The organism is Planococcus donghaensis, from assembly GCF_001687665.2.
Classification (GTDB): Bacteria; Bacillota; Bacilli; order Bacillales_A; family Planococcaceae; genus Planococcus; species Planococcus donghaensis.
In genome coordinates, this window is sequence record NZ_CP016543.2 from 1,075,519 (window position 1) to 1,097,630 (window position 22,112).

The 22,112-nt window shown below is 40.0% G+C and carries 23 protein-coding genes and 1 riboswitch; of the genes, 20 read left to right on the top strand and 3 right to left on the bottom strand.

The window, feature by feature from the left end; translation table 11 throughout:
• The first annotated feature begins 449 nt into the window (after positions 1-449).
• The 3 genes from BCM40_RS05320 to BCM40_RS05330 all read left to right on the top strand — a co-directional run bounded on the left by BCM40_RS05320 (position 450) and on the right by BCM40_RS05330 (position 4,001).
• Complete coding sequence (locus tag BCM40_RS05320; protein ID WP_065526828.1) at positions 450-1,211, top strand: SurA N-terminal domain-containing protein; 762 nt, start codon at positions 450-452, stop codon at positions 1,209-1,211.
• A 317-nt stretch (positions 1,212-1,528) separates the two neighbouring features.
• On the top strand, positions 1,529-3,025 hold the full coding sequence (locus tag BCM40_RS05325) for a glycine betaine uptake BCCT transporter (protein ID WP_065526827.1): 1,497 nt from the start codon (positions 1,529-1,531) through the stop codon (positions 3,023-3,025).
• 79 nt (positions 3,026-3,104) lie between these two features.
• Positions 3,105-4,001, top strand: coding sequence for a 5'-3' exonuclease (locus tag BCM40_RS05330; RefSeq protein ID WP_065526826.1), 897 nt, complete (start codon positions 3,105-3,107; stop codon positions 3,999-4,001).
• Here BCM40_RS05330 and BCM40_RS05335 read toward each other — a convergent pair.
• The 3 genes from BCM40_RS05335 to BCM40_RS05345 all read right to left on the bottom strand — a co-directional run bounded on the left by BCM40_RS05335 (position 3,982) and on the right by BCM40_RS05345 (position 5,433).
• Positions 3,982-4,494 carry a C39 family peptidase gene (locus BCM40_RS05335; RefSeq protein ID WP_065526825.1) on the bottom strand — a complete coding sequence of 171 codons (513 nt, stop codon included), beginning with the start codon at positions 4,492-4,494 and terminating at the stop codon, positions 3,982-3,984. The two genes, BCM40_RS05330 and BCM40_RS05335, sit on opposite strands and share 20 nt — an antisense overlap.
• A 38-nt stretch (positions 4,495-4,532) precedes the next feature.
• On the bottom strand, positions 4,533-4,997 hold the full coding sequence (locus BCM40_RS05340; RefSeq protein ID WP_065526824.1) for an STAS domain-containing protein: 465 nt from the start codon (positions 4,995-4,997) through the stop codon (positions 4,533-4,535).
• Between the two features lie 115 nt (positions 4,998-5,112).
• Positions 5,113-5,433: a thioredoxin family protein gene (locus BCM40_RS05345; protein WP_008429521.1), complete on the bottom strand. Its 321-nt coding sequence runs from the start codon at positions 5,431-5,433 to the stop codon at positions 5,113-5,115.
• A gap of 211 nt (positions 5,434-5,644) precedes the next feature.
• On the opposite strand from BCM40_RS05345, the gene BCM40_RS05350 reads away from it, so the two are divergent.
• The 17 genes from BCM40_RS05350 (at position 5,645) to sufU (ending at position 22,096) form a co-directional block, all read left to right on the top strand.
• Positions 5,645-8,029 (top strand): 3-hydroxyacyl-CoA dehydrogenase/enoyl-CoA hydratase family protein, encoded by a 2,385-nt coding sequence (locus BCM40_RS05350; protein ID WP_065526823.1) that lies wholly within the window; start codon positions 5,645-5,647, stop codon positions 8,027-8,029.
• A gap of 27 nt (positions 8,030-8,056) precedes the next feature.
• The gene (locus BCM40_RS05355) at positions 8,057-9,232 is read left to right on the top strand and encodes an acetyl-CoA C-acetyltransferase (RefSeq protein ID WP_065526822.1); all 1,176 of its coding nucleotides are present in this window, start codon (positions 8,057-8,059) and stop codon (positions 9,230-9,232) included.
• A 120-nt stretch (positions 9,233-9,352) separates the two neighbouring features.
• Positions 9,353-11,134, top strand: coding sequence for an acyl-CoA dehydrogenase family protein (locus tag BCM40_RS05360; RefSeq protein WP_065526821.1), 1,782 nt, complete (start codon positions 9,353-9,355; stop codon positions 11,132-11,134).
• Positions 11,135-11,230: 96 nt separating this feature from the next.
• Positions 11,231-11,584, top strand: coding sequence for an arsenate reductase family protein (locus tag BCM40_RS05365; RefSeq protein WP_065526820.1), 354 nt, complete (start codon positions 11,231-11,233; stop codon positions 11,582-11,584).
• A gap of 80 nt (positions 11,585-11,664) precedes the next feature.
• A complete protein-coding gene (gene gcvH, locus BCM40_RS05370) occupies positions 11,665-12,045 on the top strand; it encodes a glycine cleavage system protein GcvH (RefSeq protein ID WP_008429509.1) in 381 nt (126 codons plus the stop codon).
• A gap of 220 nt (positions 12,046-12,265) precedes the next feature.
• On the top strand, positions 12,266-12,601 hold the full coding sequence (locus tag BCM40_RS05375) for a toprim domain-containing protein (protein WP_065526819.1): 336 nt from the start codon (positions 12,266-12,268) through the stop codon (positions 12,599-12,601).
• Positions 12,602-12,606: 5 nt separating this feature from the next.
• Positions 12,607-12,933, top strand: coding sequence for a thioredoxin family protein (locus BCM40_RS05380; protein WP_065527735.1), 327 nt, complete (start codon positions 12,607-12,609; stop codon positions 12,931-12,933).
• Between the two features lie 68 nt (positions 12,934-13,001).
• A riboswitch (SAM riboswitch) is annotated at positions 13,002-13,106 on the top strand.
• An 87-nt stretch (positions 13,107-13,193) separates the two neighbouring features.
• Positions 13,194-14,219, top strand: coding sequence for a methionine ABC transporter ATP-binding protein (locus tag BCM40_RS05385; protein ID WP_065526818.1), 1,026 nt, complete (start codon positions 13,194-13,196; stop codon positions 14,217-14,219).
• Positions 14,212-14,880, top strand: coding sequence for a methionine ABC transporter permease (locus tag BCM40_RS05390; RefSeq protein ID WP_065526817.1), 669 nt, complete (start codon positions 14,212-14,214; stop codon positions 14,878-14,880). Before BCM40_RS05385 ends, BCM40_RS05390 begins: the two co-directional genes overlap by 8 nt.
• Before the next feature lie 50 nt (positions 14,881-14,930).
• Positions 14,931-15,749 (top strand): MetQ/NlpA family ABC transporter substrate-binding protein, encoded by an 819-nt coding sequence (locus BCM40_RS05395; protein WP_065526816.1) that lies wholly within the window; start codon positions 14,931-14,933, stop codon positions 15,747-15,749.
• A 154-nt stretch (positions 15,750-15,903) separates the two neighbouring features.
• Positions 15,904-17,070 carry a dicarboxylate/amino acid:cation symporter gene (locus BCM40_RS05400; RefSeq protein ID WP_065526815.1) on the top strand — a complete coding sequence of 389 codons (1,167 nt, stop codon included), beginning with the start codon at positions 15,904-15,906 and terminating at the stop codon, positions 17,068-17,070.
• A gap of 103 nt (positions 17,071-17,173) precedes the next feature.
• The gene (locus BCM40_RS05405; protein WP_065526814.1) at positions 17,174-17,701 is read left to right on the top strand and encodes a hypothetical protein; all 528 of its coding nucleotides are present in this window, start codon (positions 17,174-17,176) and stop codon (positions 17,699-17,701) included.
• Between the two features lie 203 nt (positions 17,702-17,904).
• Positions 17,905-18,060, top strand: a complete 156-nt coding sequence (locus BCM40_RS16465; protein ID WP_169818716.1) for a YuzK family famiily protein — start codon at positions 17,905-17,907, stop codon at positions 18,058-18,060.
• 271 nt (positions 18,061-18,331) lie between these two features.
• A complete protein-coding gene (gene sufC, locus BCM40_RS05410) occupies positions 18,332-19,114 on the top strand; it encodes a Fe-S cluster assembly ATPase SufC (protein ID WP_331429111.1) in 783 nt (260 codons plus the stop codon).
• Between the two features lie 18 nt (positions 19,115-19,132).
• Complete coding sequence (gene sufD, locus BCM40_RS05415; protein WP_065526813.1) at positions 19,133-20,437, top strand: Fe-S cluster assembly protein SufD; 1,305 nt, start codon at positions 19,133-19,135, stop codon at positions 20,435-20,437.
• Entirely contained in the window at positions 20,437-21,666 is a 1,230-nt protein-coding gene (locus tag BCM40_RS05420; RefSeq protein WP_008429497.1) for a cysteine desulfurase, read from the top strand. The genes sufD and BCM40_RS05420 overlap by 1 nt, the downstream gene beginning before the upstream one ends.
• The gene (gene sufU / locus BCM40_RS05425) at positions 21,656-22,096 is read left to right on the top strand and encodes a Fe-S cluster assembly sulfur transfer protein SufU (protein ID WP_065526812.1); all 441 of its coding nucleotides are present in this window, start codon (positions 21,656-21,658) and stop codon (positions 22,094-22,096) included. Before BCM40_RS05420 ends, sufU begins: the two co-directional genes overlap by 11 nt.
• Positions 22,097-22,112: the final 16 nt, after the last annotated feature.

The following is a 22,112-nucleotide window of genomic DNA, read 5'->3' on the forward strand; positions in this document are numbered from 1 at the left end:
GGTTAAGGCCTTTTAATATGCATGCAGCTATTGATGTTAGTATTCATCGAACCTTTATCAATCATGTACGTCCTATTACCGTATGACTTCGAATGAGGTGACGGGATGGGGTTTTGGTATTTCTTAATTTTATTGTTTGGACTTTCATTTCTAGACTACTTATGACAAAGCGACTTCAGGTACCAATTCGGATGGGGCTACTGATTGTAGGAACCCTCTTTATAGCACTTTCCTTGTTTATGTTTTCACCTGGAAGTGCTGAAATCATTGTAGATTTATTTAAGTTGAATAGATCTTAACAATTAAAAATGTGCTCTTTTTACGAACTAACATAGCAAACTTGTATAGCTTATTGGAAAACGAGCAAGTACCTCAAAAAGGTTATTGTTTTTACAGCTCCGCACAATATGCTACAATAACCGACATTATGTTTGAAGGGAGAATAACCCATGATTAAAAAATGGTTTTTAACAATCGTACTTGGAGGATCCATGGTAGCATTAGCTGCTTGTGGTGATGATACAGCTAAAGAAACAGAGGGTGAAGAAACACCGCAAGAAGAGGTTGCAACAGATCAAGAAAGCGGCGAACAACCAGACATGCCAGAAGCTGATTTAGAAGGTATTCCAGAAGTTGTCGCAGAAGTAAATGGTGAAGAAATCACAAAAGAGGATTTTGAATCTGTTTATACGGGGCAATTCGAGCAAATGGCAATGCAAGCTCAAATGACTGGACAGGAAGTTGACCAAAGTCAGTTAAAAGAGCAAGTGGCGGATAGCTTAGTGGCTCAGGAATTGCTTGTTCAAGAAACTGCAAAGCAAAAACTGACTGCATCTGAAGAACAAACAAATACAGCATTAGAAGAGTTAGCTCAGCAAAATGGTTTGACCTCTTCAGATGAATTATTGGCAGCTTTAAAAAAGCAAGGGATTTCTGAAGAAGAAGTCATGAAACAAGTTGAAACGCAAGTGAAGATCGAGCAGTTGATTGCCTCAGAAACTGGTGAGGTCAAATTGACTGATGACGAATTACAAACTTATTATGATGAAGCAAAAGCTCAGCAAGAAGAAGCGGGTAGCGAAGAGATTCCAGCTTTTGAAGAAGTAAAACCGCAAATTGAAGAACAATTGAAGGCACAAAAAGAAAGCGAAGCGACACAAGCATTAATCGAAAAACTTCGTGAACAAGCAGAAGTTACAATTAATCTATAAACAAAAAAAACCAGATTCCTTGAGAATCTGGTTTTTTGTTTTTATGGAGTACTTAATCGAAAGATCGAGAAAATCCAGTTTATATAACTCTTTTTCCAGGAGATAATAGCCAATTGTCAATGAGTGGATTTGACAGGACCGGAAATTTTCCGTATCCTTTAGACTTGTGATAAAGAGAAACTTCAATCAGCGGGGGTTCTTTTTCCTCCGCTGATTTTTAGTTGATCAGTTCGGACTTTGACGGTCAGAAGATTGCTATTTAGAATAATAGGATTTACTGAGCGTTAAAGCAGAAAAAGAAAGAGGAGAGATAGTATATGAAGAAAGTAACCAATGTTTTTTGGATTGCTCTTGCACTGGCATTACTGGCCATAGGCTTCGGCGCATTTGCACCCGATAGTTTTGCAGAAGTTACAGGAAATATAAAATCATTCCTAACAACTTCGTTCGGGTGGTATTACCTATTAATCGTTTCTGTGATGGTTTTATTCTGCTTGTTTTTCCTTATCAGTCCGATGGGGCAAATCAAACTGGGTAAAGACTCAGATAAACCCGAATTCTCATTCGGCACATGGATTGCCATGTTATTTTCAGCAGGTATGGGAATTGGTCTAGTTTTCTGGGGAGCTGCAGAACCGTTATCGCATTATGCGATTGGTCCAGCAACAGCAGAAGCTGGCACAGCTGAAGCCATGCGCGAATCAATGCGTTTCAGCTTTTTCCACTGGGGAATTCATGCCTGGGCTATTTATGCCGTAGTGGCGTTAGCACTTGCATATGCTCAGTTCCGAAAAGGTGAACCTGGATTGATCTCGGCGACTTTAAAACCGTTATTTGGAGATAAAATGAAGGGGCCATGGGGAACTTTTGTAGACGTTATTGCTGTTTTTGCAACAGTTGTCGGCGTTGCAACTACTCTTGGGTTTGGAGCGATTCAAATCAATGGCGGACTTGCTTATTTGTTTGATGGAATACCAGGAGACAGCTTTGGTGTTCAATTAGTTATCATTGGAGTTGTTACTGTATTGTTCATGATCTCTGCTTGGTCTGGATTAAGCAAAGGGATCAAATACCTTTCCAATGCCAATATGGTATTGGCAGTTGCATTACTGGCTGCGATGATTATTTTAGGACCAACTTTACTTATTATGAATATGTTCACCGATACAATCGGCACATACTTCCAAAATTTTGTGGAGATGAGTTTCCGTGCAGCACCTATCGATGGTGAAAATCGTGCTTGGATTGATGGTTGGACAATTTTCTATTGGGCTTGGTGGATTTCATGGGCACCATTTGTTGGTATTTTTATTGCTCGTGTATCTAGAGGACGGACGATCCGTCAGTTCCTTTTAGGCGTCTTATTACTTCCAACGTTTATCAGCTTCCTTTGGTTTGCTGCTTTTGGAACGACTGCTATTGATGTGCAAAACAGCGGCGTAGACTTGACTAGCTTACTGACAGAAGAAACATTGTTCGCAGTGTTTAATGAGTTGCCGTTTGGTGTCTTGTTATCAGTAATTGCAGTATTCTTGATTACAACGTTCTTCGTTACTTCTGCCGATTCTGCGACATTCGTTCTTGGGATGCAAACTACAGGCGGTTCGTTGTATCCACGGAACTCTGTAAAACTGACGTGGGGAGTGGCCCAATCGTCTATCGCTGTAATTCTTTTATCTACAGGCGGACTTGGTACTCTGCAAACGGTATTAATCATTGTAGCGTTCCCATTCTCGATCATCATGTTGTTAATGATGGCCTCCTTCTATAAGGCATTAAGCATCGAATACAAAGCTATAAAACGTAAACGTTAAAACCGCCGCTTCGGCGGTTTTTTCATTACATAAGCGTTATAATGGAATTCAAGCAATAAAAAGATGGAGGATTTTTAGTATGGAAAAACCACATGTATTATTAATCGATGGAATGGCGTTGCTATTCCGATCGTTTTTTGCGACATCTGCTGTGAATCAGTATTTTAGAACAACGGAAGGCTTGGCAACAAATGGCGTACAAGGATTTACCCGTCACGTTTTAACTGCGAAAACAATGATGAAGCCTACACATATGGCAGTTTGTTGGGACATGGGTTCTAAAACATTCCGCACGGATTTGTTTGATGGTTATAAAGCCAATCGGCCAGCTCCTCCAGAAGACATGGTACACCAGTTTGACTGGGCGCAAGAAATTTCTAAGCAACTTGGCTGGAAAAATTATGGCGAAGCGGGGATAGAAGCAGATGATTTTATCGGCTCTTTCACAAAGCAATGGCAAGACCAAGTAGACTTCACCATCATCACAGGGGACAAAGACATGCTGCAATTGTTAACGCCTTCGGTTAATATTGCATTCATGAAAAAAGGGTTTCACGTTTATGATGTTTACACAGAAGCGAGGTTTATAGAAGAGTACGGCATTCAACCATCACAGTTTGCAGACGTAAAAGCGTTTATGGGCGATCCGAGTGATGGCTATCCAGGGGTAAAAGGGATTGGTCCAAAAACCGCTCTTCAACTTATTCAAAACTATGGTTCAACAGATGGTGTACTAGAAGCAATTGAAGAGTTAAAGCCGGCACAGAAAAAGAAAATCGATGAGCATAAAGAGATGTTATTGCTATCAAAAAAACTGGCTGTCATCAAATGTGACATCCAGTTGGACGTGTCGCTAGAAGAAATTACGGTTCCTAACTACACGAGTGACCATATTCAATTATGTCGCGATCAGGAATTAATATTGCTCGCTAAACAGCTTGAGAAGAATATTGATGTTACAGATCCTTGGGCTTAATTTTAACAAAAGTAAGTACTTTTCGATTTTTTTGATAAGAAACCGTCCGCATTTTACTGGGGCGGTTTTTTTGTCCATTATCATGAATATAAAGAAGAACATCATTTGCCCCTTCTTCAAAGCCAATAAGTGGTACCCAATGGTAACGGTATGTCGGTTTTGAAAACCAGTGAAACGTGAAGTAACGGTCAAATTTCATCGCAAGTGGACGTCCTGCTAGTAATTCTTCTTTTACTTCTTCAATTGTAGTGATTTTCTTAACTTCGAAGCGTCCACCATTGATTTTTCGGAAATTTTTCACAAGGCGCCAAGTAAACAACCCAAAAGGAGTCGAACCGAGTAGCCGGTAAAGTTGGTTCATACCAATTTCAAGCTCCTCATAATGGTGCAATATGGCTGCTATGGTAACTGGGCCACATGCAGAAGGTCGATATTTTTTTGAAATGCTTTTATCGTATTGAGAAAGTCCTTGAAAATCGATTAGTTTTTTCATAAGCTAGACCTCCACATCGTTATGGAAGAGTTAAAAAATCATACTTTAGGCACTAATTTTTTGTTTTCACTAAGAACGTGTTCAAGTGCTACTTTAAAAGTTGTATAAACTTCTAATTCAACTTGAATTCCTGCATGTACTATTTCACGTACAAACAATGGGTTAAAACCAACATAAATGGCGCGTAAACCCATTAACCCAAGAGCGGAGTTTAATTGGCTTAATTCACTTGCCAGTCCATTATAGTCAAACTCCATCAAGTCATCGGTCGTTACTCCAGTAAAATCAAAAATAACCCGTTCGGTATCTCGGTGTTTTTCTGCGTACTCTAAAACTGCTGTACGAATCAAATCAAAGCGATCTGTAAAAATAAAGCCAGCGATTGGCACTAAAATAGTTTTGGGTACAACCGAAGGGATAATCGGCGCAGACATATTTTTAATCAGCTTTTTAAAATAAACCAGCTGGTCTTGTAATTGTTTTATCTCCTGTTGTGGATCCATTCTTATACCTCCGAAATTTGTAATAAGGGGAAATCGTGTAGCTGCTCAAACTATATCATGTTTTATAAAAATTGGTACTCCTTATAGTATAACGAAAAAACGAGTAGGCGGGGGCCTACTCGTTTTGATCGTTTAAAAAGTTTGTAACCGATTCGGGAGATTTAGCATTCGCACTATGGAGGTGAGCTGTTTTTTCTCCACCTTTGAAGATTAGTAAACTTGGAATTCCCATGACATCGTATTTTTCTGCAATGTCTGGAAGTTCGTCGCGATTAACATCCAACCACTGGTATTGATTATATTCTTCAACGATTGGGTCGATAAACATATCCATTCTACGACAGTCAGGGCACCAACCCGCTTGGAATTTCACAATGACTGGTTGTTCGCCGTTAATAGCTTCATTAAATTGTTCAGTTGTAGTAAGTGATTTCATTTAAAGTGCCTCCTTATAGGTTCTCTTTCAGTTTACCGTGCTTTTAATAAATCGCAAATTATTTGTCTTTGAAAATTTTAGGGAATTTTTAACGATTAAATATTGCGAAAATAAGGAAAATAACTTACACTTAAAGACATAGAAGAACGTTCTATTTTTTTAAACTAAAAATGAATGAGTATTCATTCAAAAATTCAAGGAGGGTTTGCTAGTGGCTTACCAAATTAGAAAAGCGGCTGTACTCGGTTCAGGTGTCATGGGTTCAGGAATTGCAGCGCACCTTGCAAATATAGGAATACCAGTTGTATTACTCGATATTGTTCCGCGTGAATTGTCGAAAAAAGAACAAGCAAAAGGATTAACGCTTGAAGACAAAGTGGTACGCAATCGTCTGGCAACAGGATCCATTCAAAAACTACTAAAACAAAAACCAGCTCCATTAACAGCTAAGAAAAATCTTCAATTGATTACACCGGGTAATCTAGAAGATGATTTAGAGAAATTACAAGATGTAGATTGGATTATTGAAGTTATTGTTGAAAATCTTGATGTAAAGAAATCTTTATATGAAAAGATTGATAAGGTTAGAAAAGAAGGAACAATCGTTTCGTCTAATACGTCAGGCATTAGCATTAATGCCATGGTCGAGGGACGTTCAGAAGACTTCGGCAAACATTTCTTAGGGACGCATTTCTTTAATCCACCACGTTACTTGAAATTGCTAGAGATTATTCCAGCAAAAACGACAGCTCCAGAAGTGCTAGAATTTATGTCGACATTCGGAGAAGATCAATTAGGTAAAGGGGTTGTACTTGCCAAAGATACACCAAACTTTATCGCTAACCGAATCGGCACTTACGGTTTGCTTGTCACATTACGTGAGATGATGGCGCGCGGTTATTCAATCGGTGAAGTAGACTCAGTTACTGGACCGCTAATTGGTCGTCCGAAGTCAGCTACATTTAGAACATTAGATGTTGTCGGTCTGGATACTTTTATGCACGTAGCCAAAAACGTCTATGATCAAACTTCAGGAGAAGAACAAAAAGTTTTTGATGCTCCAGCATTCATGAAAAAAATGGTGGAAAACGGCTGGTTAGGAGCTAAGTCTGGTCAAGGATTCTTCTTGAAAAAAGACAAAGAGATATTAGAACTAAACCCGGAAACGTTAGAATACCGTGAAGCCGGTAAATTGAAAACGCCTTCACAAGAAATGGCGAAGCAACAAAAAGGGCTTGCAGCTAAAATGAAAACGCTCGTTTATGCAGAAGATCGGACTGGCGAATTATTGTGGAGTATACTTGCTCCAACACTACGCTACTCGGCTGAACTGAACGGAGAAATCGCAGATGATATCGTTGCTATCGACAATGCCATGAAATGGGGCTTTGGATGGGAACAAGGGCCGTTTGAAACATGGGATGCGATTGGCGTGAAAAAATCAGTAGAAAAAATGACACAAGAAGGGCATTCGGTTCCGGCATTTGTGCAATCACTTTTAGACAGCGGAAACGAAAACTTCTATAAAGAAGAAAATGGCGACCTTCATTTCTTTGACGGCACAACGTATCAACCAGTTCCAGTCAACGAAAAAGTCATTGATTTAAAGCGATACAAGAAAAAGCATGGCGTTATCAAATCAAATTCAGGTGCTAGCTTAATCGATTTAGGCGATGGAATTGCGTTACTCGAATTCCATTCACGTTCAAATGCAATTGGGTTAGACATTATGCAAATGATCAATTTCGCAGTTGATGAAGTTGATAAAAATTACAAAGGACTTGTAATCGGCAATCAAGGCAAAAATTTCTGTGTCGGTGCGAATTTGGGCATGATTTTGATGGAAGCGCAAGATGACAATATTTTTGAACTTGATTTTACGATTAAAACTTTCCAAAACGCCATGATGAAGCTTAAATACAGCAACAAACCAGTTGTCGCAGCACCATTTGGCATGTCTCTTGGAGGCGGTGCAGAAGTAACGTTGCCAGCTGCGCATATACAAGCTTCGATGGAAACATATATGGGTCTTGTTGAAGTTGGTGTTGGGCTAATCCCAGGCGGCGGCGGAAACAAAGAGCTTTATATGAAGCAGCTAAAAGGTTTACCAAATGGCGTTACGATTGATTACTTGAATATCGCAACAAAGGTATTCGAATCAATCGCGATGGCGAAAGTGTCAACTTCAGCAGAAGAAGCGCGTGAAAACAACTTCTTGAACTTTGTAGATGGCATCAGTGTCAATAGCGACCATCTTCTATACGATGCAAAACAAGCGGCTCTTTCTTTATATGAAAATGGCTACCAAGCGCCACTACGTGAAAAAGTTCCAGTTCCAGGTGAGCCGGGTTATGCAACGCTTCTTTTAGGTGCAGAAGGCATGTTCATTTCGGGTTACATTAGCGAGCATGATTTAAAAATTGCTAAAAAACTAGCGTTTGTTCTAGCAGGCGGTAAAGTTCCATACGGCACAAAAGTAGATGAGCAATACTTGCTTGATCTTGAGCGCCAAGCGTTCTTAAGTCTAGTAGCCGAACCAAAAACCCAGCAACGTATGCAACATATGTTGGTTAAAGGAAAACCGTTACGTAATTAATCGTTGATATAAAAGGAGGAAATACACATGCGTGAAGCAGTAATTGTGGCCAGTGCTCGAACACCGGTCGGAAAAGCGACAAAAGGTTCTTTGGCAACAGTGCGACCGGATGATTTCGGTGCATTAGTTGTTCGAGAAGCGCTACAACGAGCAGGTGGCTATGACGGACCGATTGATGATTTAATCATGGGTTGTGCAATGCCAGAAGCAGAACAAGGCATGAACATTGCTCGTAACATCGGTGCGCTTGCAGGATTGCCGGATACAGTACCGGCTGTTACTGTAAACCGCTTTTGTTCTTCAGGTCTTCAAACAATCGCCTATGCAGCAGAACGGATTATGGTCGGGTCAGCCGAAGCGATCATCGCAGGCGGCGTAGAATCAATGAGTATGGTACCAATGATGGGGAACGTGATTCGTCCGAACTCGAAACTAGCGGAAACAGCTCCTCAATATTATATGAGCATGGGACATACAGCAGAACAAGTTGCGACAAAATATGGCGTTAGCCGCGCAGACCAAGATGCATTTGCTGTTCGTTCTCATGAAAAAGCAGCAGCAGCTATTGCAGCTGGACATTTTGATGATGAAATTGTACCAGTCGAAGTAAAAAAACGTTACGTTGATGAAAATAACAAATACCAAGAAAAAACATCAATGTTCACAATGGACGAAGGCGTTCGTCATGGAACAAATTCGGACGGACTTGGCAAATTACGTCCAGCCTTCTCAGCGCGTGGATCGGTTACGGCTGGGAACTCCTCGCAAACTTCTGACGGTGCTGGGGCATTGCTGGTCATGGACCGTGAAAAAGCTGAAGCGCTTGGACTCAAGCCAATCGCGAAATTCCGTTCATTCGCTACAGGTGGCGTTCCACCAGAAATTATGGGGATCGGACCGATTGTCGCAATTCCAAAAGCATTAAAATTAGCTGGACTAACGATTGATGACATCGATGTTTGGGAACTAAACGAAGCATTCGCTTCGCAATCACTAGGTGTTATCCGGGAACTTGGTTTGGATATCGACAAAGTAAACTTTAACGGCGGTGCCATCGCACTCGGTCACCCACTTGGTGCAACAGGCTCAATTTTAACCATCCGTATGATGAGTGAATTAAAACGCCAAGGCAAACAATTTGGTGTGGTTACAATGTGTATTGGCGGAGGAATGGGCGCAGCTGGCGTCTTTGAAATGCTGTAGAGAATAAGTGTAGATTAATAGTCGCTTCAGCCGGCCCCCCAGGAAAGCGTCCGCCTGAAGCGAATTCTTCAACCTATAACACAAATCATATAAGTAAGTAAAAAATAGGAGGAATTTAACATGGAACAAGAAAAAACATTGATCAAAGGCGGAAGCTTTTTAATCGAAGATGCAGATTTGTCACGTGTGTTTACACCGGAAGACTTTACAGAAGAGCAAAAAATGATTGCAAAATCTACTGAGGATTACGTCAACACTGAAGTAATGCCAGTCGTTGAAAAATTAGAAAACCATGAATTTGAGCACTCGGTTCGTTTGTTGAAAACAGCTGGTGAGCTTGGTCTTTTAGGGGCAGACGTGCCTGAACAATACGGCGGTCTTGGATTAGACAAAATTGCGTCAGCTTTAATTGCTGAAAAAATGTCCAAAGCGGGTGGTTTCTCGATTACTCACGGAGCACACGTAGGAATTGGCTCATTGCCAATCGTTTTATTTGGTAACGAAGAACAAAAACAAAGCTATTTGCCACGTTTAGCATCTGGTGAAATGATCGCTGCTTACGCCTTAACAGAGCCGAGTTCAGGATCTGATGCACTAGGAGCTAAAACGGTAGCGAAGTTAAACGAAGCTGGTACACATTACGTATTAAACGGTGAAAAGCAATGGATCACCAATGCTGGATTTGCGGATGTTTTCGTCGTTTATGCAAAAATTGACGGCGACAAATTTTCTGCTTTTATCGTAGAGCGTGAATTCCCAGGCGTTTCTGTTGGACCTGAAGAAAAGAAAATGGGCATTAAATCGTCTTCTACACGTACATTAATATTAGAGGACGCTGAAGTTCCGGTGGAAAACCTATTAGGTGAAGCAGGACGTGGACACATTATCGCGTTTAACATTTTGAACATTGGTCGTTACAAATTAGGAGTAGGTACAATCGGTGCATCGAAACGTGCGATGGAATTGACGATTCCTTATACAAACCAACGTCAGCAATTTAAAACACCAATTTCGTCATTCAACTTAACGCGTGAAAAATTAGCGACAATGGCTTCTAAATTGTATGCAGTAGAAAGTTCGGTTTACCGTACAGTTGGTTTATTCGAAGATCGCATGAGTGGTTTTACGGATGAGCAGCATGCAGATGGCAAATTAGTGGCAGATGCAATCGCAGAATTTGCAGTAGAATGTTCATTAAACAAATTTTTCGGTACGGAAACATTGGACTATATTGTAGATGAAGGCGTTCAATTGCATGGTGGTTACGGCTTTATGCAAGAATATGAAATCGAGCGCATTTACCGTGATTCACGTATTAACCGTATTTTTGAAGGCACAAATGAAATCAACCGCTTGTTAGTGCCGGGTACATTATTACGTAAAGCGATGAAAGGTGAATTGCCATTATTGCAACACGCTCAAAAGCTACAAGAAGAGCTATTAATGATGATGCCTGAAGAAGTAGGAACAGAAGCATTAGACCAAGAAAAATACTTGGTGAAAAATGCGAAGAAAATTGCTCTACTGGCTGCTGGACTTGCAGCACAAACGTATGGCTCGAAACTAGAAGCTGAACAAGAAGTTCTTGTCAACATTGCAGATATCGTCAGCAACGTCTTTGCGATGGAATCAGTTGTTCTTCGCACGGAGAAAGCAATTGCTGCTTCAGGTGAAGAAAAAGCAAAACAAAAACTTTTGTATACACAAATTTATTGCCAAGAAGCGTTTGATCAAATTGAACGAGATGCAAAAGAGACATTAATCGCTGCTATCGAAGGAGATAACCAGCGCATGATGTTATCTGCTTTACGCAAATTAACACGTTCAACTCCTTATAATGTAATCGCGAAAAAACGCGAAGCAGCAGTGAAGTTGATCGATGTTGAAAAATACGTCGTGTAAGTAAAAGGCAATCCCATTTATAGTGGGGTTGCCTATTTTTATACATCGACCAAGGTTCTTCTTTTTGGTAAGCTAAGAAAAAAGGGAGGTTTTAACTTGATTACTTATTATGCTTATCCAAAATGTACAACATGTCGTAAAGCGAAAAGTTGGCTTGAAAAAAATGGGGTAGAGTATGATGAAATACATATTTCAGAAAATCCACCAACAAAAGAACAACTAGCAGAAATTCATAAAGCTAGCGGTTTAGAGTTAAAGAAGTTTTTCAATACGAGTGGTTTGGTTTATCGTTCGCTTAGTTTGAAAGATAAATTGTCAACTATGAGCGAAGAAGAGCAGTTAGAGCTACTAGCTTCAAATGGCATGTTGATTAAACGTCCATTAGCATGGGATGGTGAAAAAGCGGTACTGGGCTTTAAAGAAGCAGAATATCAAAATACATGGTTATAAGCGCATAGTGGCAGCTTGTATTTCGCCGCTGTTTATGTCAAACTAAATTTGAATGAACTACATAATTTGGAGGGGTCAAGATGAGCACACCGGCAGAACTTCGTTATTCAAAAGAACATGAATGGGTTAAAATCGAAGATGGCAATGCACGTATCGGCATTACTCATTTCGCGCAAGCTGAATTGGGAGACATCGTTTTCGTTGAACTTCCACAAGTTGGAGACGAACTGAAAAAAGATCAACCTTTTGGTAGCGTGGAATCCGTTAAAACGGTTTCGGAATTGTATGCACCCATTAGCGGTAAAGTGATTGAAGTTAACTCTGAGCTTGAAGACAGCCCGGAATTTGTTAACGAATCGCCTTATGAGCAGGCTTGGATGGTCGTTATCGAAGCCCCTTCTGAAGAAGAAGTTAATGAATTAATGACTGCAGATCAATACAAAGAAATGACGAACGAGTAATTTCTGAAAAGCGCCAGCATCTTGGCGCTTTTTTTAGTTGCATGGGGTAGCTAGCTATACTTCCTCTGAGCTTGAAAATGGACTAGGACCTCTATCATTGGTATTTTTAAAGTAAGCAAATTACTAAAAGAATTATTTTCTACGTTAAGAAGTTTTGAAGCATAATGTGGTGATTTGAAAGTAGGACTTGTCATATTCTTGATTCGGTGGGGTGAGGGTTATGAAGGTGATTGTTGTAGAGGGGATTAGCGATAAGTTACGAATAGCACCACTCATTGCAGAACCCGTGACGATTCTTTGTACAAATGGTACAGTAAGTGCAACAAAACTTGAAGAGCTTTTACTGCCATACGAAGGTCAGGACATCATCATATTGGTAGATGCAGATTCGTCAGGTGAGAAATTGCGAAAGCTAGTAAAACGAGAATTTCCTGAAGCTAGTCATTTTTATATCGACCGGTGCTATAAAGAAGTCGCCACAACGCCGCTTCGGATATTAAAAGATGTACTCATAACTGCAAACATTCAAGTTAAAACGTTATTAATAGAGGGATGAAAAAAATGAAAGAATGGACCCATAAAGAATGGATCAAAGAAAAAAATACACAAGACGTAACAGCCTATTATTTATATACACCGATGTGCGGAACGTGCCAAGTCGCGTCTAAGATGTTATCGGTCATCACGGAATTGTTACCCGATTTGCCAATGGGCAAAGCAAACTTGAATTATGTTCAAGAAATTGCGGACCTTTATGAAGTAGAGAGTGTACCTTGCTTATTAATTACAGAAGGTGGCAAACTAAAAGAAAAGGTTTATGCCTTCCATTCGGTACCTTATTTGTATAATAAATTAAAAGCTGTTGACGAATACAGTCGATCGTGGTAAATTAGTTTTCTGATAGGAAAGCGCCAGCGCTTATTACAGGTTTAATTAGTTAAAAATTTCATATCGAACTCTTATTAAGAGCGGTGGAGGGAAGTGCCCTATGAAGCCCGGCAACCGTCATGAAAATGAAATGGTGCCAAGTCACTCAAAGCGAAAGCTTTGATAGATGAGAGATTGGTTTCCGTATAATATACGTTTGCCCTTCTGCTCATTTATGCGCAGAAGGGTTTTTTATTTTAAGATTTAGGAGTGTTAGAAGAATGATTGAGTTAAAGAAAGTAACAAAAAAATTCGACACGGGCAAAGCAATACTAACAGCCGTTGACGAAGTCGATTTATCCATTGCCGATGGAGAAATTTTCGGGATTATCGGATATAGTGGAGCAGGTAAAAGTACGTTAATCCGCTTATTAAATGGTTTGGAAAAGCCGACATCAGGAACTGTAGAAATTAACGGTCAAATGATCACCGCGATCAAAGGTGGAGAATTACGCAAAGCTCGCCAAAAAGTAAGCATGATTTTCCAACATTTCAACTTGCTTTGGTCTCGTACCGTGAAAGAAAATATTGAGTTTCCATTAGAAATTGCCGGAGTGGCAAAATCACAACGTGGAAAACGAGTACAGGAACTTATCGAACTTGTGGGGTTAGCTGGTCGTGAAAACGCATATCCGTCTGAACTGTCTGGCGGACAAAAGCAGCGCGTTGGTATTGCTCGTGCGTTAGCAAATGATCCCGAAGTGTTATTATGCGATGAAGCAACGTCGGCACTTGATCCAGAAACGACGGATGCTATTTTAGACTTACTTGTGGACATTAATAAACGTCTCGGACTAACGATTGTGTTGATTACTCATGAAATGCATGTTATACGAAAAATATGTCATCGCGTAGCGGTAATGGAAGGCGGTCGAGTGGTTGAACTTGGAGATGTGTTAACTGTTTTTCAATCTCCACAAGCAGAAATCACGAAGCGCTTTGTTGCACAAGTAGCTGATAGCAAAGATTCACGAGAAACCATTAAAAACTTGCGGGAACTATACCCAACCGGTGAATTAGTAAAATTGGTCTTTCTTGGCGAACAAACTGAAAAGCCTTTATTAACAAAATTGATTCGCAGCCATTCAGTAGACGTCAATATTGTTCAAGGGAATATTTCACATACACAGCGAGGAGCGTATGGAACATTGATTTTGCAGTTAAAAGGTTCTCCGGCAGAAATTGAAGAAGCATTAGCCTTTCTTCGTGCAGAAGATATTCAAGCGGAGGTGATGCAAAATGATTGAGTCTTTATTTCCAAACGTTGATTGGGAAAACATGTGGGAAGCCACACTTGAAACGCTTTATATGACGGCGATATCAACTTTGTTTACATTTATTATTGGGTTAGCACTTGGGATTCTTCTGTTTTTGACAGCGCCGAAGCAGTTATGGGCAAACAAAGTGGTCAATTGGTTGACGGGCGCATTCGTCAACATATTCCGTTCGATTCCATTTATCATCTTAATCATTCTATTAATCCCATTAACATTATTACTTATGGGAACGATTCGTGGACCTAATGCGGCTTTACCGGCATTGATAATCGGTTCTGCTCCATTCTATGCACGAATGGTCTTGATCGCGTTAAAAGAAATCGATAAAGGCGTCATTGAAGCCGCTCGTTCCATGGGCGCAACGACGGGCACAATTATTTGGAAAGTCTTATTACCAGAATCGAAACCAGCATTAATCTCTGGTATTACAGTTACGGCTATCGCATTAGTTGGCTATACAGCTATGGCGGGAATTATCGGCGCAGGTGGTCTTGGTACACTTGCTTTCCTAGATGGATTTCAGCGAAGTCGTGAAGACGTCACATTGATGGCAACAATCTTAATTTTAATTATTGTCTTTATCATTCAATATATTGGTGATTTAGTAACAATTAAAGCTGACAAACGGTAAAAACGGAATTTCCGTTCTATACACAAACACACCATAAGGGAGAGATTTAGATGAAGAAATTTGTAGTAGGAACAGCGTTAACAGCATTAGTACTAGCAGGATGCGGCAATGGAAATGGTGGAGCGAGCGAAGAAGAATCTGCAACATTACGCGTAGGAGCTTCTAACGTGCCTCACGCTGAAATTTTAGAAAAAGCGAAACCTATGCTTGAAGAACAAGGAATTGACTTAGAAATCGAAACGTATCAGGATTATATCCTGCCAAATAAAGATTTAGAGTCTGGTGAAATTGATGCCAACTATTTCCAAACTGTGCCTTACTTAGAGACGCAAATAGCTGATAATGGTTATGAGTTTGAAAATGCTGGAGGGATTCACATTGAACCAATCGGTGTTTATTCACAAAAACATGCTTCTCTTGATGAATTACCACAAGATGCAACCATTTTGATGAGCAACTCGGTATCGGAGCAGGGGCGTATTTTATCGCTGCTTGAGGTAGAAGGCTTAATCACATTGGCAGAAGATGTAGATAAAACATCGGCTGAAGTGAGCGATATTGTTGAAAATCCGAAAAATTTACAATTTGAGCCAGACTATGAAGCAGCTTTGCTCGTTCAATTATATGAATCGGGTGAAGGAGATGCAGTCTTGATCAACTCCAACTATGCAATTGATGCTGGCATCAGCCCTTTAGAAGATTCAATTGCAATAGAATCATCTGATTCGCCATATGTAAATATTATTGCTGTACGTGCAGGCGACGAAGATAATGAAAATGTGAAAGCATTAGTTGAAGTGTTAACATCTCAGGAAATCCAAGATTTCATTTTGGAAGAATGGGGCGGCTCAGTAGTACCAGTAGATTGATATGTAGAAAGCATCCTTTGGGATGCTTTTTTATTTGTTTTCAAAACAATAAAAATATTGCGTGTTTTCTTTTAAACCTTACAATAAAACATGGTCTGTGCTATTTTTGAATAATAAAAAAAGAAACAAATGTTCATATGAGGGGGACAGGTACATGAAGTTCAATTTTGGTTTATTGCCGCGTATAGTTGTGGCGATCGTTTTAGGAGTTCTTATTGGTCTAGTTGCACCAGAAAATTTGGTGCGTGTTTTTGCAACATTCACATCGATTTTTGGTAATTTCTTAAACTTTGTTGTTCCACTAATTATTCTTGGATTTATTGCTCCAGGAATTGCGAAATTAGGAAAAGGGTCTGGTAAATTATTAGGAGTTGCTACGGGTATCGCTTATGCGTCCACAATTACGGCTGGTGTGTTAGCATTTTTTGTAGCGACGACTGTATTGCCTAATTTTATGAAGCAAGGATCGTTGAGCAATTTGGAAGATCCGGAACATGCATTAGCATCTTCATTTATTGCACTTGAGATGACACCTGTATTTGGTGTAATGGCTGCCTTGATCTTGGCTTTTCTATTAGGTATCGGTATGGCATCAACAGGAAGCAAAACCATGGCATCGTTTTTTGATGAATTCCAAGCAATTATCGAAAAAACAATCTCATATATCATCATTCCACTTTTACCATTCCATATTTTTGGGATATTTGCCAATATGGCATACGGTGGAGCGGTATTTGAAATCTTGTCGTTATTCGGGATTGTCTTCATCATGATTATCGTTCTTCACTGGACAATGCTAATGCTTCAATATTCAGCGGCAGGTGCGTTAAAAGGAAGAAATCCATTCTCAATTTTAAAAACAATGATGCCTGCTTATTTTACGGCATTAGGAACTCAGTCTTCAGCAGCAACAATTCCGGTCACTTTGCGCCAAGCACGAAAATCTGGAGCAAACGAGCGAGTAACAGATTTTACGGTTCCATTGTTTGCGACAATTCATTTATCAGGGAGCACCATCACATTAGTTTCTTGTGCAATTGGGGTTGTGCTACTAACAGGCGGAGCACCATCCTTCGGTAGTTTCTTCCCATTTATTTTAATGCTAGGCGTCACAATGATTGCGGCACCAGGAGTTCCAGGTGGAGCTGTTATGGCAGCAATCGGTCTGCTGCAAAGTATGCTCGGATTTGACGAGACAATGGTAGCTTTAATGATTGCACTGTATTTGGCACAAGACAGCTTTGGTACTGCTGCTAACGTTACAGGTGATGGTGCATTAGCGCATATTGTAGACCGTTTTACAAATGGCCGTAAAGTTTAAAATAATTGAATCAATCTAAAAGTTGCAGTTATTCCTAAGTGTTGTCCTATTGGTAAATTTTGTGTTACTATAACGATGAATATACACAATAGGAGGGAATTCTATGAAGAAATTGTGGGCAATTGGATTATCCGCTACTTTCTTATTAACCGCGTGTTCTGAAGAAGAAGCAACTGAGCCAAAAGAAACGACAACTAGCACAGAGCCGTCAGATGACACTTCAGAAGTGAAAAAAGAAATGATGAAATTTTACATGGCTATTCCAAACACAATCAATGCTGTAGACGAAGACTTGAATAAGTTTGAAATGGACCAAGCAGAAGAAGCTTTGCCAGAAGGTGAAGAGTTGCAAGCAATGAAAGACGCTGCTATAGCTTCTGCAAACGAGGCAGCTAATGCAGTTGAATCATTAGAAATTCCAGAAACATTAAAAGATCAAGAAGAACAACTCACTTCAGCATTTGCGTCTATGCGTGAATCATATGAACTAAAAGCTGAAGAATTAACAAAAGAATCCCCTTCATTTGAAGAAGCCAATGAAAAATTCAACGAAGCGGATGCTCAGTTAAATGAATTACTTGAAGAACTAGAATTAGCGGCATCAAGCATTTATAACGAAGTTTCACAGTAATAGTTAACCCTTTGACGTTTAGTCGTCAAAGGGTTTTTTTTCTTAAGTAGATATCCAACAATAGTTCTATTTTCAGATTAATTAGATAATTCGGGTGTTTATTTCAACATTAATGGGGTATACTAACAACTGTAAATAATAAAACCTAAGATTGAAAGGAATGGTTCATTATTGAATCGAACGGAATAGACAAGACAGAGAAGATGGAACAAGCATTTAGAAATGCACATGGTTTTGGAATTGATGAGTATCAAAATGATACTGCCAAAATTGTTGAAGTAGAACAGCGTCGGGAACAAGATTATCAGCTAGGCCAAAAAGTAGCCAGCAAGCTCGAACAGCAAGTTCATCGTGACTAAATTTCGCATATAAGAGAGTAAAACCAGCATCTAAGGATGCTGGTTTTTTATTGATATAAATTCTCAATTAGTATTCTTTTATTGAAAATATAAAAGCATAATAGATATCCGCTCCAACTTTTGTAAATAAGTGAGAAATCCAGTAATCTAAATTGTTTTACCTTCGTTTTTGAAGTGGTTTAATGATTTGCCAGTAAGGTGAATATGGGTTAAGATTAGAATGATACTAATTAAGGATGGTCCGCCATCCCAATATTAACTTTATGGAGGTATATACATGTCAACTTTGGTCATTAAAGATTTACACGTTAAAATCGAAGACAAAGAGATTTTAAAGGGTGTAGACTTAACAATTAATACAGGTGAAATTCACGCAATTATGGGACCTAACGGTACTGGTAAATCTACATTAGCATCAGCTATCATGGGTCATCCTAAATATGAAGTAACTCAAGGAACAATTACGCTAGACGGTGAAGATGTTCTTGAGATGGAAGTTGACGAACGCGCTCGCGCTGGTCTTTTCCTAGGAATGCAATACCCAAGCGAAATTTCTGGCGTAACTAACGCTGACTTTATGCGTTCTGCTATGAATGCACGTCGCGAAGAAGGCGATGAAGTGTCATTGATGAAATTTATCCGTGAACTAGACAGCAAAATGGAAGTTCTGGATATGGAACAAGAAATGGCACAACGTTACTTGAACGAAGGCTTCTCAGGTGGAGAAAAGAAACGTAACGAAATTTTACAGCTTATGATGATCAAGCCAAAAATCGCTGTTCTAGACGAAATTGACTCTGGACTTGATATTGATGCATTGAAAGTTGTTTCAGAAGGCATCAACCAAATGAGAAGCGAAAATTTTGGTTGCCTTATTATCACTCACTACCAACGCCTACTAAACTACATTACTCCTGACCACGTTCATGTAATGATGCAAGGACGCGTTGTTAAATCAGGTGGGGAAGAACTTTCTCACAAACTTGAAGCTGAAGGCTATGACTGGATCAAAGCTGAACTTGGTATTGAAGACGAGACTGTAGGACAAGCATAATTGAAGGGAGAGACTAGCATGACGGTTGAAACAAATTTAAAAATGACCGAGCAGGACGTGCGCTCCTTTTCAGAAATGAATGGTGAACCTTCATGGTTTACTGAGCTTCGTCTTCGTTCGTTTGGTGAAGCGCAAAGCTTGCCACTACCGAAACCAGATAAAACAAAAATTCTTAGCTGGAACTTTACTGATTTTCCAGTGCATGCGGTTGAAAGTGAAAAATTTGAATCGCTTGAAGATTTAACAGAAGATGTTAAAGCTATCGTAGATTTAGAACAAAAAAATCTTTATATCCAACACAATAATACACCTGCATTTTCTCGTGTTTCTGAAGATCTTGCAGCACAAGGTGTTATTTTAACGGATATTTTTACAGCTTTACGTGAACATGGTGATTTAGTCAAAAAATACTTTATGACTAATGGCGTGAAAACAGACGAGCATAAATTGACGGCGCTAAACGCTGCGTTAATGAACGGTGGCGCATTCCTTTACGTGCCGAAAAACGTTGTTGTTGAAGAACCTGTGCAAGTGGTTTTCTATCATGACGATGCAGAAGCGTCATTGTTTAACCATGTAATTGTTGTTGCGGATACAAGCAGTAAAGTAACGTATGTAGAAAACTATTATTCTACAGTTCCACATGCAAATGGTTTAGCGAATATCGTTTCAGAAGTTTTTGCTGAAGATAACGCTCAAATTACGTACGGTGCAGTAGATACGCTAGCAGAAGGGTTTATTACGTATGTAAACCGCCGTGGCGTTGCAGCACGCGATGCACGCATTGAATGGGCTCTAGGCATGATGAATGATAGCGATACAATTTCTGAAAATACAACACACTTGATCGGCGATAATTCTTTCGGCGACACGAAAAGTGTTGTCGTTGGACGAGGGTCCCAAAAACAAAACTTCACAACGCAAGTTGTTCATTGGGGCAAAGATTCAGAAGGATTTATTTTGAAGCATGGTGTTATGAAAGACTCAGCTTCTTCTATTTTTAACGGCATTGGCAAAATTGAACATGGTGCAACAAGATCTAACGCAGTACAAGAATCACGCGTATTGATGTTAAGTGAAAAAGCACGTGGCGATGCAAACCCGATTCTTCTAATCGATGAAGATGATGTAACTGCAGGACATGCAGCATCAGTTGGTCGCGTAGATCCACTTCAATTGTATTATTTGATGAGCCGCGGTATTACAAAACAGGAAGCTGAACGTCTTGTTATTCACGGTTTCTTGGCACCAGTAGTCCGAGTGTTGCCAATCGAAGGCGTCAAAAAGCAATTGACGGAGGTTATCGAAAGGAAAGTCCGCTAATGATCAACAAAGAGATAAAAAGCTATTTTCCAATACTCAACCAAGAAATAAATGGTCACCCACTGGTTTATTTGGACAGTGCGGCTACTTCACAAAAGCCAGTTCAAGTTATTGAGGCCTTAAAATCTTATTACGAATTAGATAATGCTAACGTACACCGAGGCGTTCATACGCTTGGGAATCGTGCTACGGAACATTATGAAGGCGCACGTGAAAAAGTTCGTAAGTTCATTAATGCTAATTCAATGGAAGAAATTATTTTCTTACGAGGAACGACAACCGCTATGAACCTCGTTGCGCAAAGCTACGGCAGAGCCAATGTTCAAGAAGGCGACGAAATTGTCATTACCTATATGGAACATCATTCTAATATTATTCCTTGGCAACAATTGGCAAAAGAACGCGGCGCCATTTTAAAATATGTTGAGCTTGAAAAAGACGGCACGATTTCGTTAGAGCAAGTCCGCGCAGTCGTGACGGAGCGAACAAAAATCGTCTCAATGGTTTATGTCTCGAATGTTCTCGGCACGATGAATCCAGTAAAAGAAGTTGCACAGATTGCGCACGAAAATGGAGCAGTTATGGTCGTTGATGGTGCTCAAGCTGCACCTCACTTGAAAATAGATGTTCAGCAATTAGACTGTGATTTCTTTGCATTTTCTGGCCACAAAATGTGTGGTCCTACTGGCATCGGCGTTCTTTACGGCAAAAAAGAATTATTAAACAATATGGAACCTGTAGAATTTGGTGGAGAAATGATCGATTTCGTTGGTTTATACGATTCGACATGGAAAGAGCTGCCTTGGAAATTTGAAGGCGGAACACCAATTATTGCAGGCGCTGTGGGATTAGGTGCAGCGATAGATTTTCTTAACGAGATCGGTTTAAATGAAATTGAAAAGCATGAACATCAAATGGCTGCTTACGCAATGGAAAAAATGAACTTGATTGAAGGATTAGATATTTATGGACCAACCGATCCACAAAAACGTGCGGGTATTGTGACGTTCAACTTAAACGACGTTCATCCGCATGATGTCGCGACTGTCTTAGACATGAGCGGAATCGCGGTTCGCGCTGGTCATCATTGTGCGCAACCTTTAATGAAATGGCTGGAAGTTTCAGCCACAGCACGCGCTAGCTTCTACTTATACAACAACGAGTCGGATGTTGACCGTTTAGTAGAAGGATTGCGTTCGGCAAAGGAGTATTTCAACGATGTCTTCTAATAACTTAGACCAATTATACAGACGCGTTATTATGGATCACTATAAGACCCCTCGCAACAAAGGGGCACTTGAAAAAAATAGCGTGAATATCGAGATGAACAATCCGACCTGTGGTGACCGCATCCAACTGACTTTGCAGGTCGAAGACGGCATTGTCAAAGATGCGAAGTTTGACGGTGAAGGATGTTCGATTTCAATGGCTTCTGCTTCAATGATGACGCAAGCTGTCAAAGGGCAGGAAGTTGATACGGCATTAAAACTTTCCGGTATCTTTTCAGATATGATGCTTGGTAAAGAGTACGATGATTCGATTGATCTTGGTGATATTGAAGCACTACAAGGCGTCTCTCAATTTCCAGCCCGTATAAAATGTGCGACTTTGGCTTGGAAAGCGATGGAAAAAGGCGTGCAAAACGAAGAAAAATCGTAACATAGAACGGAGGAAC

Excerpts from the sequence above, each read along its gene's own strand:
- gcvH (WP_008429509.1), top strand. The coding sequence starts at position 11,665 with ATGAGCACACCGGCAGAACTTCGTTATTCAAAAGAACATGAATGGGTT.
- BCM40_RS05335 (WP_065526825.1), bottom strand. The coding sequence starts at position 4,494 with ATGAAAAAACTAATCGATTTTCAAGGACTTTCTCAATACGATAAAAGC.
- BCM40_RS05340 (WP_065526824.1), bottom strand. The coding sequence starts at position 4,997 with ATGGATCCACAACAGGAGATAAAACAATTACAAGACCAGCTGGTTTAT.
- BCM40_RS05375 (WP_065526819.1), top strand. The coding sequence starts at position 12,266 with ATGAAGGTGATTGTTGTAGAGGGGATTAGCGATAAGTTACGAATAGCA.
- BCM40_RS05385 (WP_065526818.1), top strand. The coding sequence starts at position 13,194 with ATGATTGAGTTAAAGAAAGTAACAAAAAAATTCGACACGGGCAAAGCA.
- BCM40_RS05325 (WP_065526827.1), top strand. The coding sequence starts at position 1,529 with ATGAAGAAAGTAACCAATGTTTTTTGGATTGCTCTTGCACTGGCATTA.
- BCM40_RS05405 (WP_065526814.1), top strand. The coding sequence starts at position 17,174 with ATGAAGAAATTGTGGGCAATTGGATTATCCGCTACTTTCTTATTAACC.
- sufU (WP_065526812.1), top strand. The coding sequence starts at position 21,656 with ATGTCTTCTAATAACTTAGACCAATTATACAGACGCGTTATTATGGAT.
- BCM40_RS05320 (WP_065526828.1), top strand. The coding sequence starts at position 450 with ATGATTAAAAAATGGTTTTTAACAATCGTACTTGGAGGATCCATGGTA.
- BCM40_RS16465 (WP_169818716.1), top strand. The coding sequence starts at position 17,905 with ATGGAACAAGCATTTAGAAATGCACATGGTTTTGGAATTGATGAGTAT.
- BCM40_RS05330 (WP_065526826.1), top strand. The coding sequence starts at position 3,105 with ATGGAAAAACCACATGTATTATTAATCGATGGAATGGCGTTGCTATTC.
- BCM40_RS05400 (WP_065526815.1), top strand. The coding sequence starts at position 15,904 with ATGAAGTTCAATTTTGGTTTATTGCCGCGTATAGTTGTGGCGATCGTT.
- BCM40_RS05360 (WP_065526821.1), top strand. The coding sequence starts at position 9,353 with ATGGAACAAGAAAAAACATTGATCAAAGGCGGAAGCTTTTTAATCGAA.
- BCM40_RS05420 (WP_008429497.1), top strand. The coding sequence starts at position 20,437 with ATGATCAACAAAGAGATAAAAAGCTATTTTCCAATACTCAACCAAGAA.
- BCM40_RS05380 (WP_065527735.1), top strand. The coding sequence starts at position 12,607 with ATGAAAGAATGGACCCATAAAGAATGGATCAAAGAAAAAAATACACAA.
- BCM40_RS05355 (WP_065526822.1), top strand. The coding sequence starts at position 8,057 with ATGCGTGAAGCAGTAATTGTGGCCAGTGCTCGAACACCGGTCGGAAAA.
- BCM40_RS05390 (WP_065526817.1), top strand. The coding sequence starts at position 14,212 with ATGATTGAGTCTTTATTTCCAAACGTTGATTGGGAAAACATGTGGGAA.
- BCM40_RS05345 (WP_008429521.1), bottom strand. The coding sequence starts at position 5,433 with ATGAAATCACTTACTACAACTGAACAATTTAATGAAGCTATTAACGGC.
- BCM40_RS05395 (WP_065526816.1), top strand. The coding sequence starts at position 14,931 with ATGAAGAAATTTGTAGTAGGAACAGCGTTAACAGCATTAGTACTAGCA.
- sufD (WP_065526813.1), top strand. The coding sequence starts at position 19,133 with ATGACGGTTGAAACAAATTTAAAAATGACCGAGCAGGACGTGCGCTCC.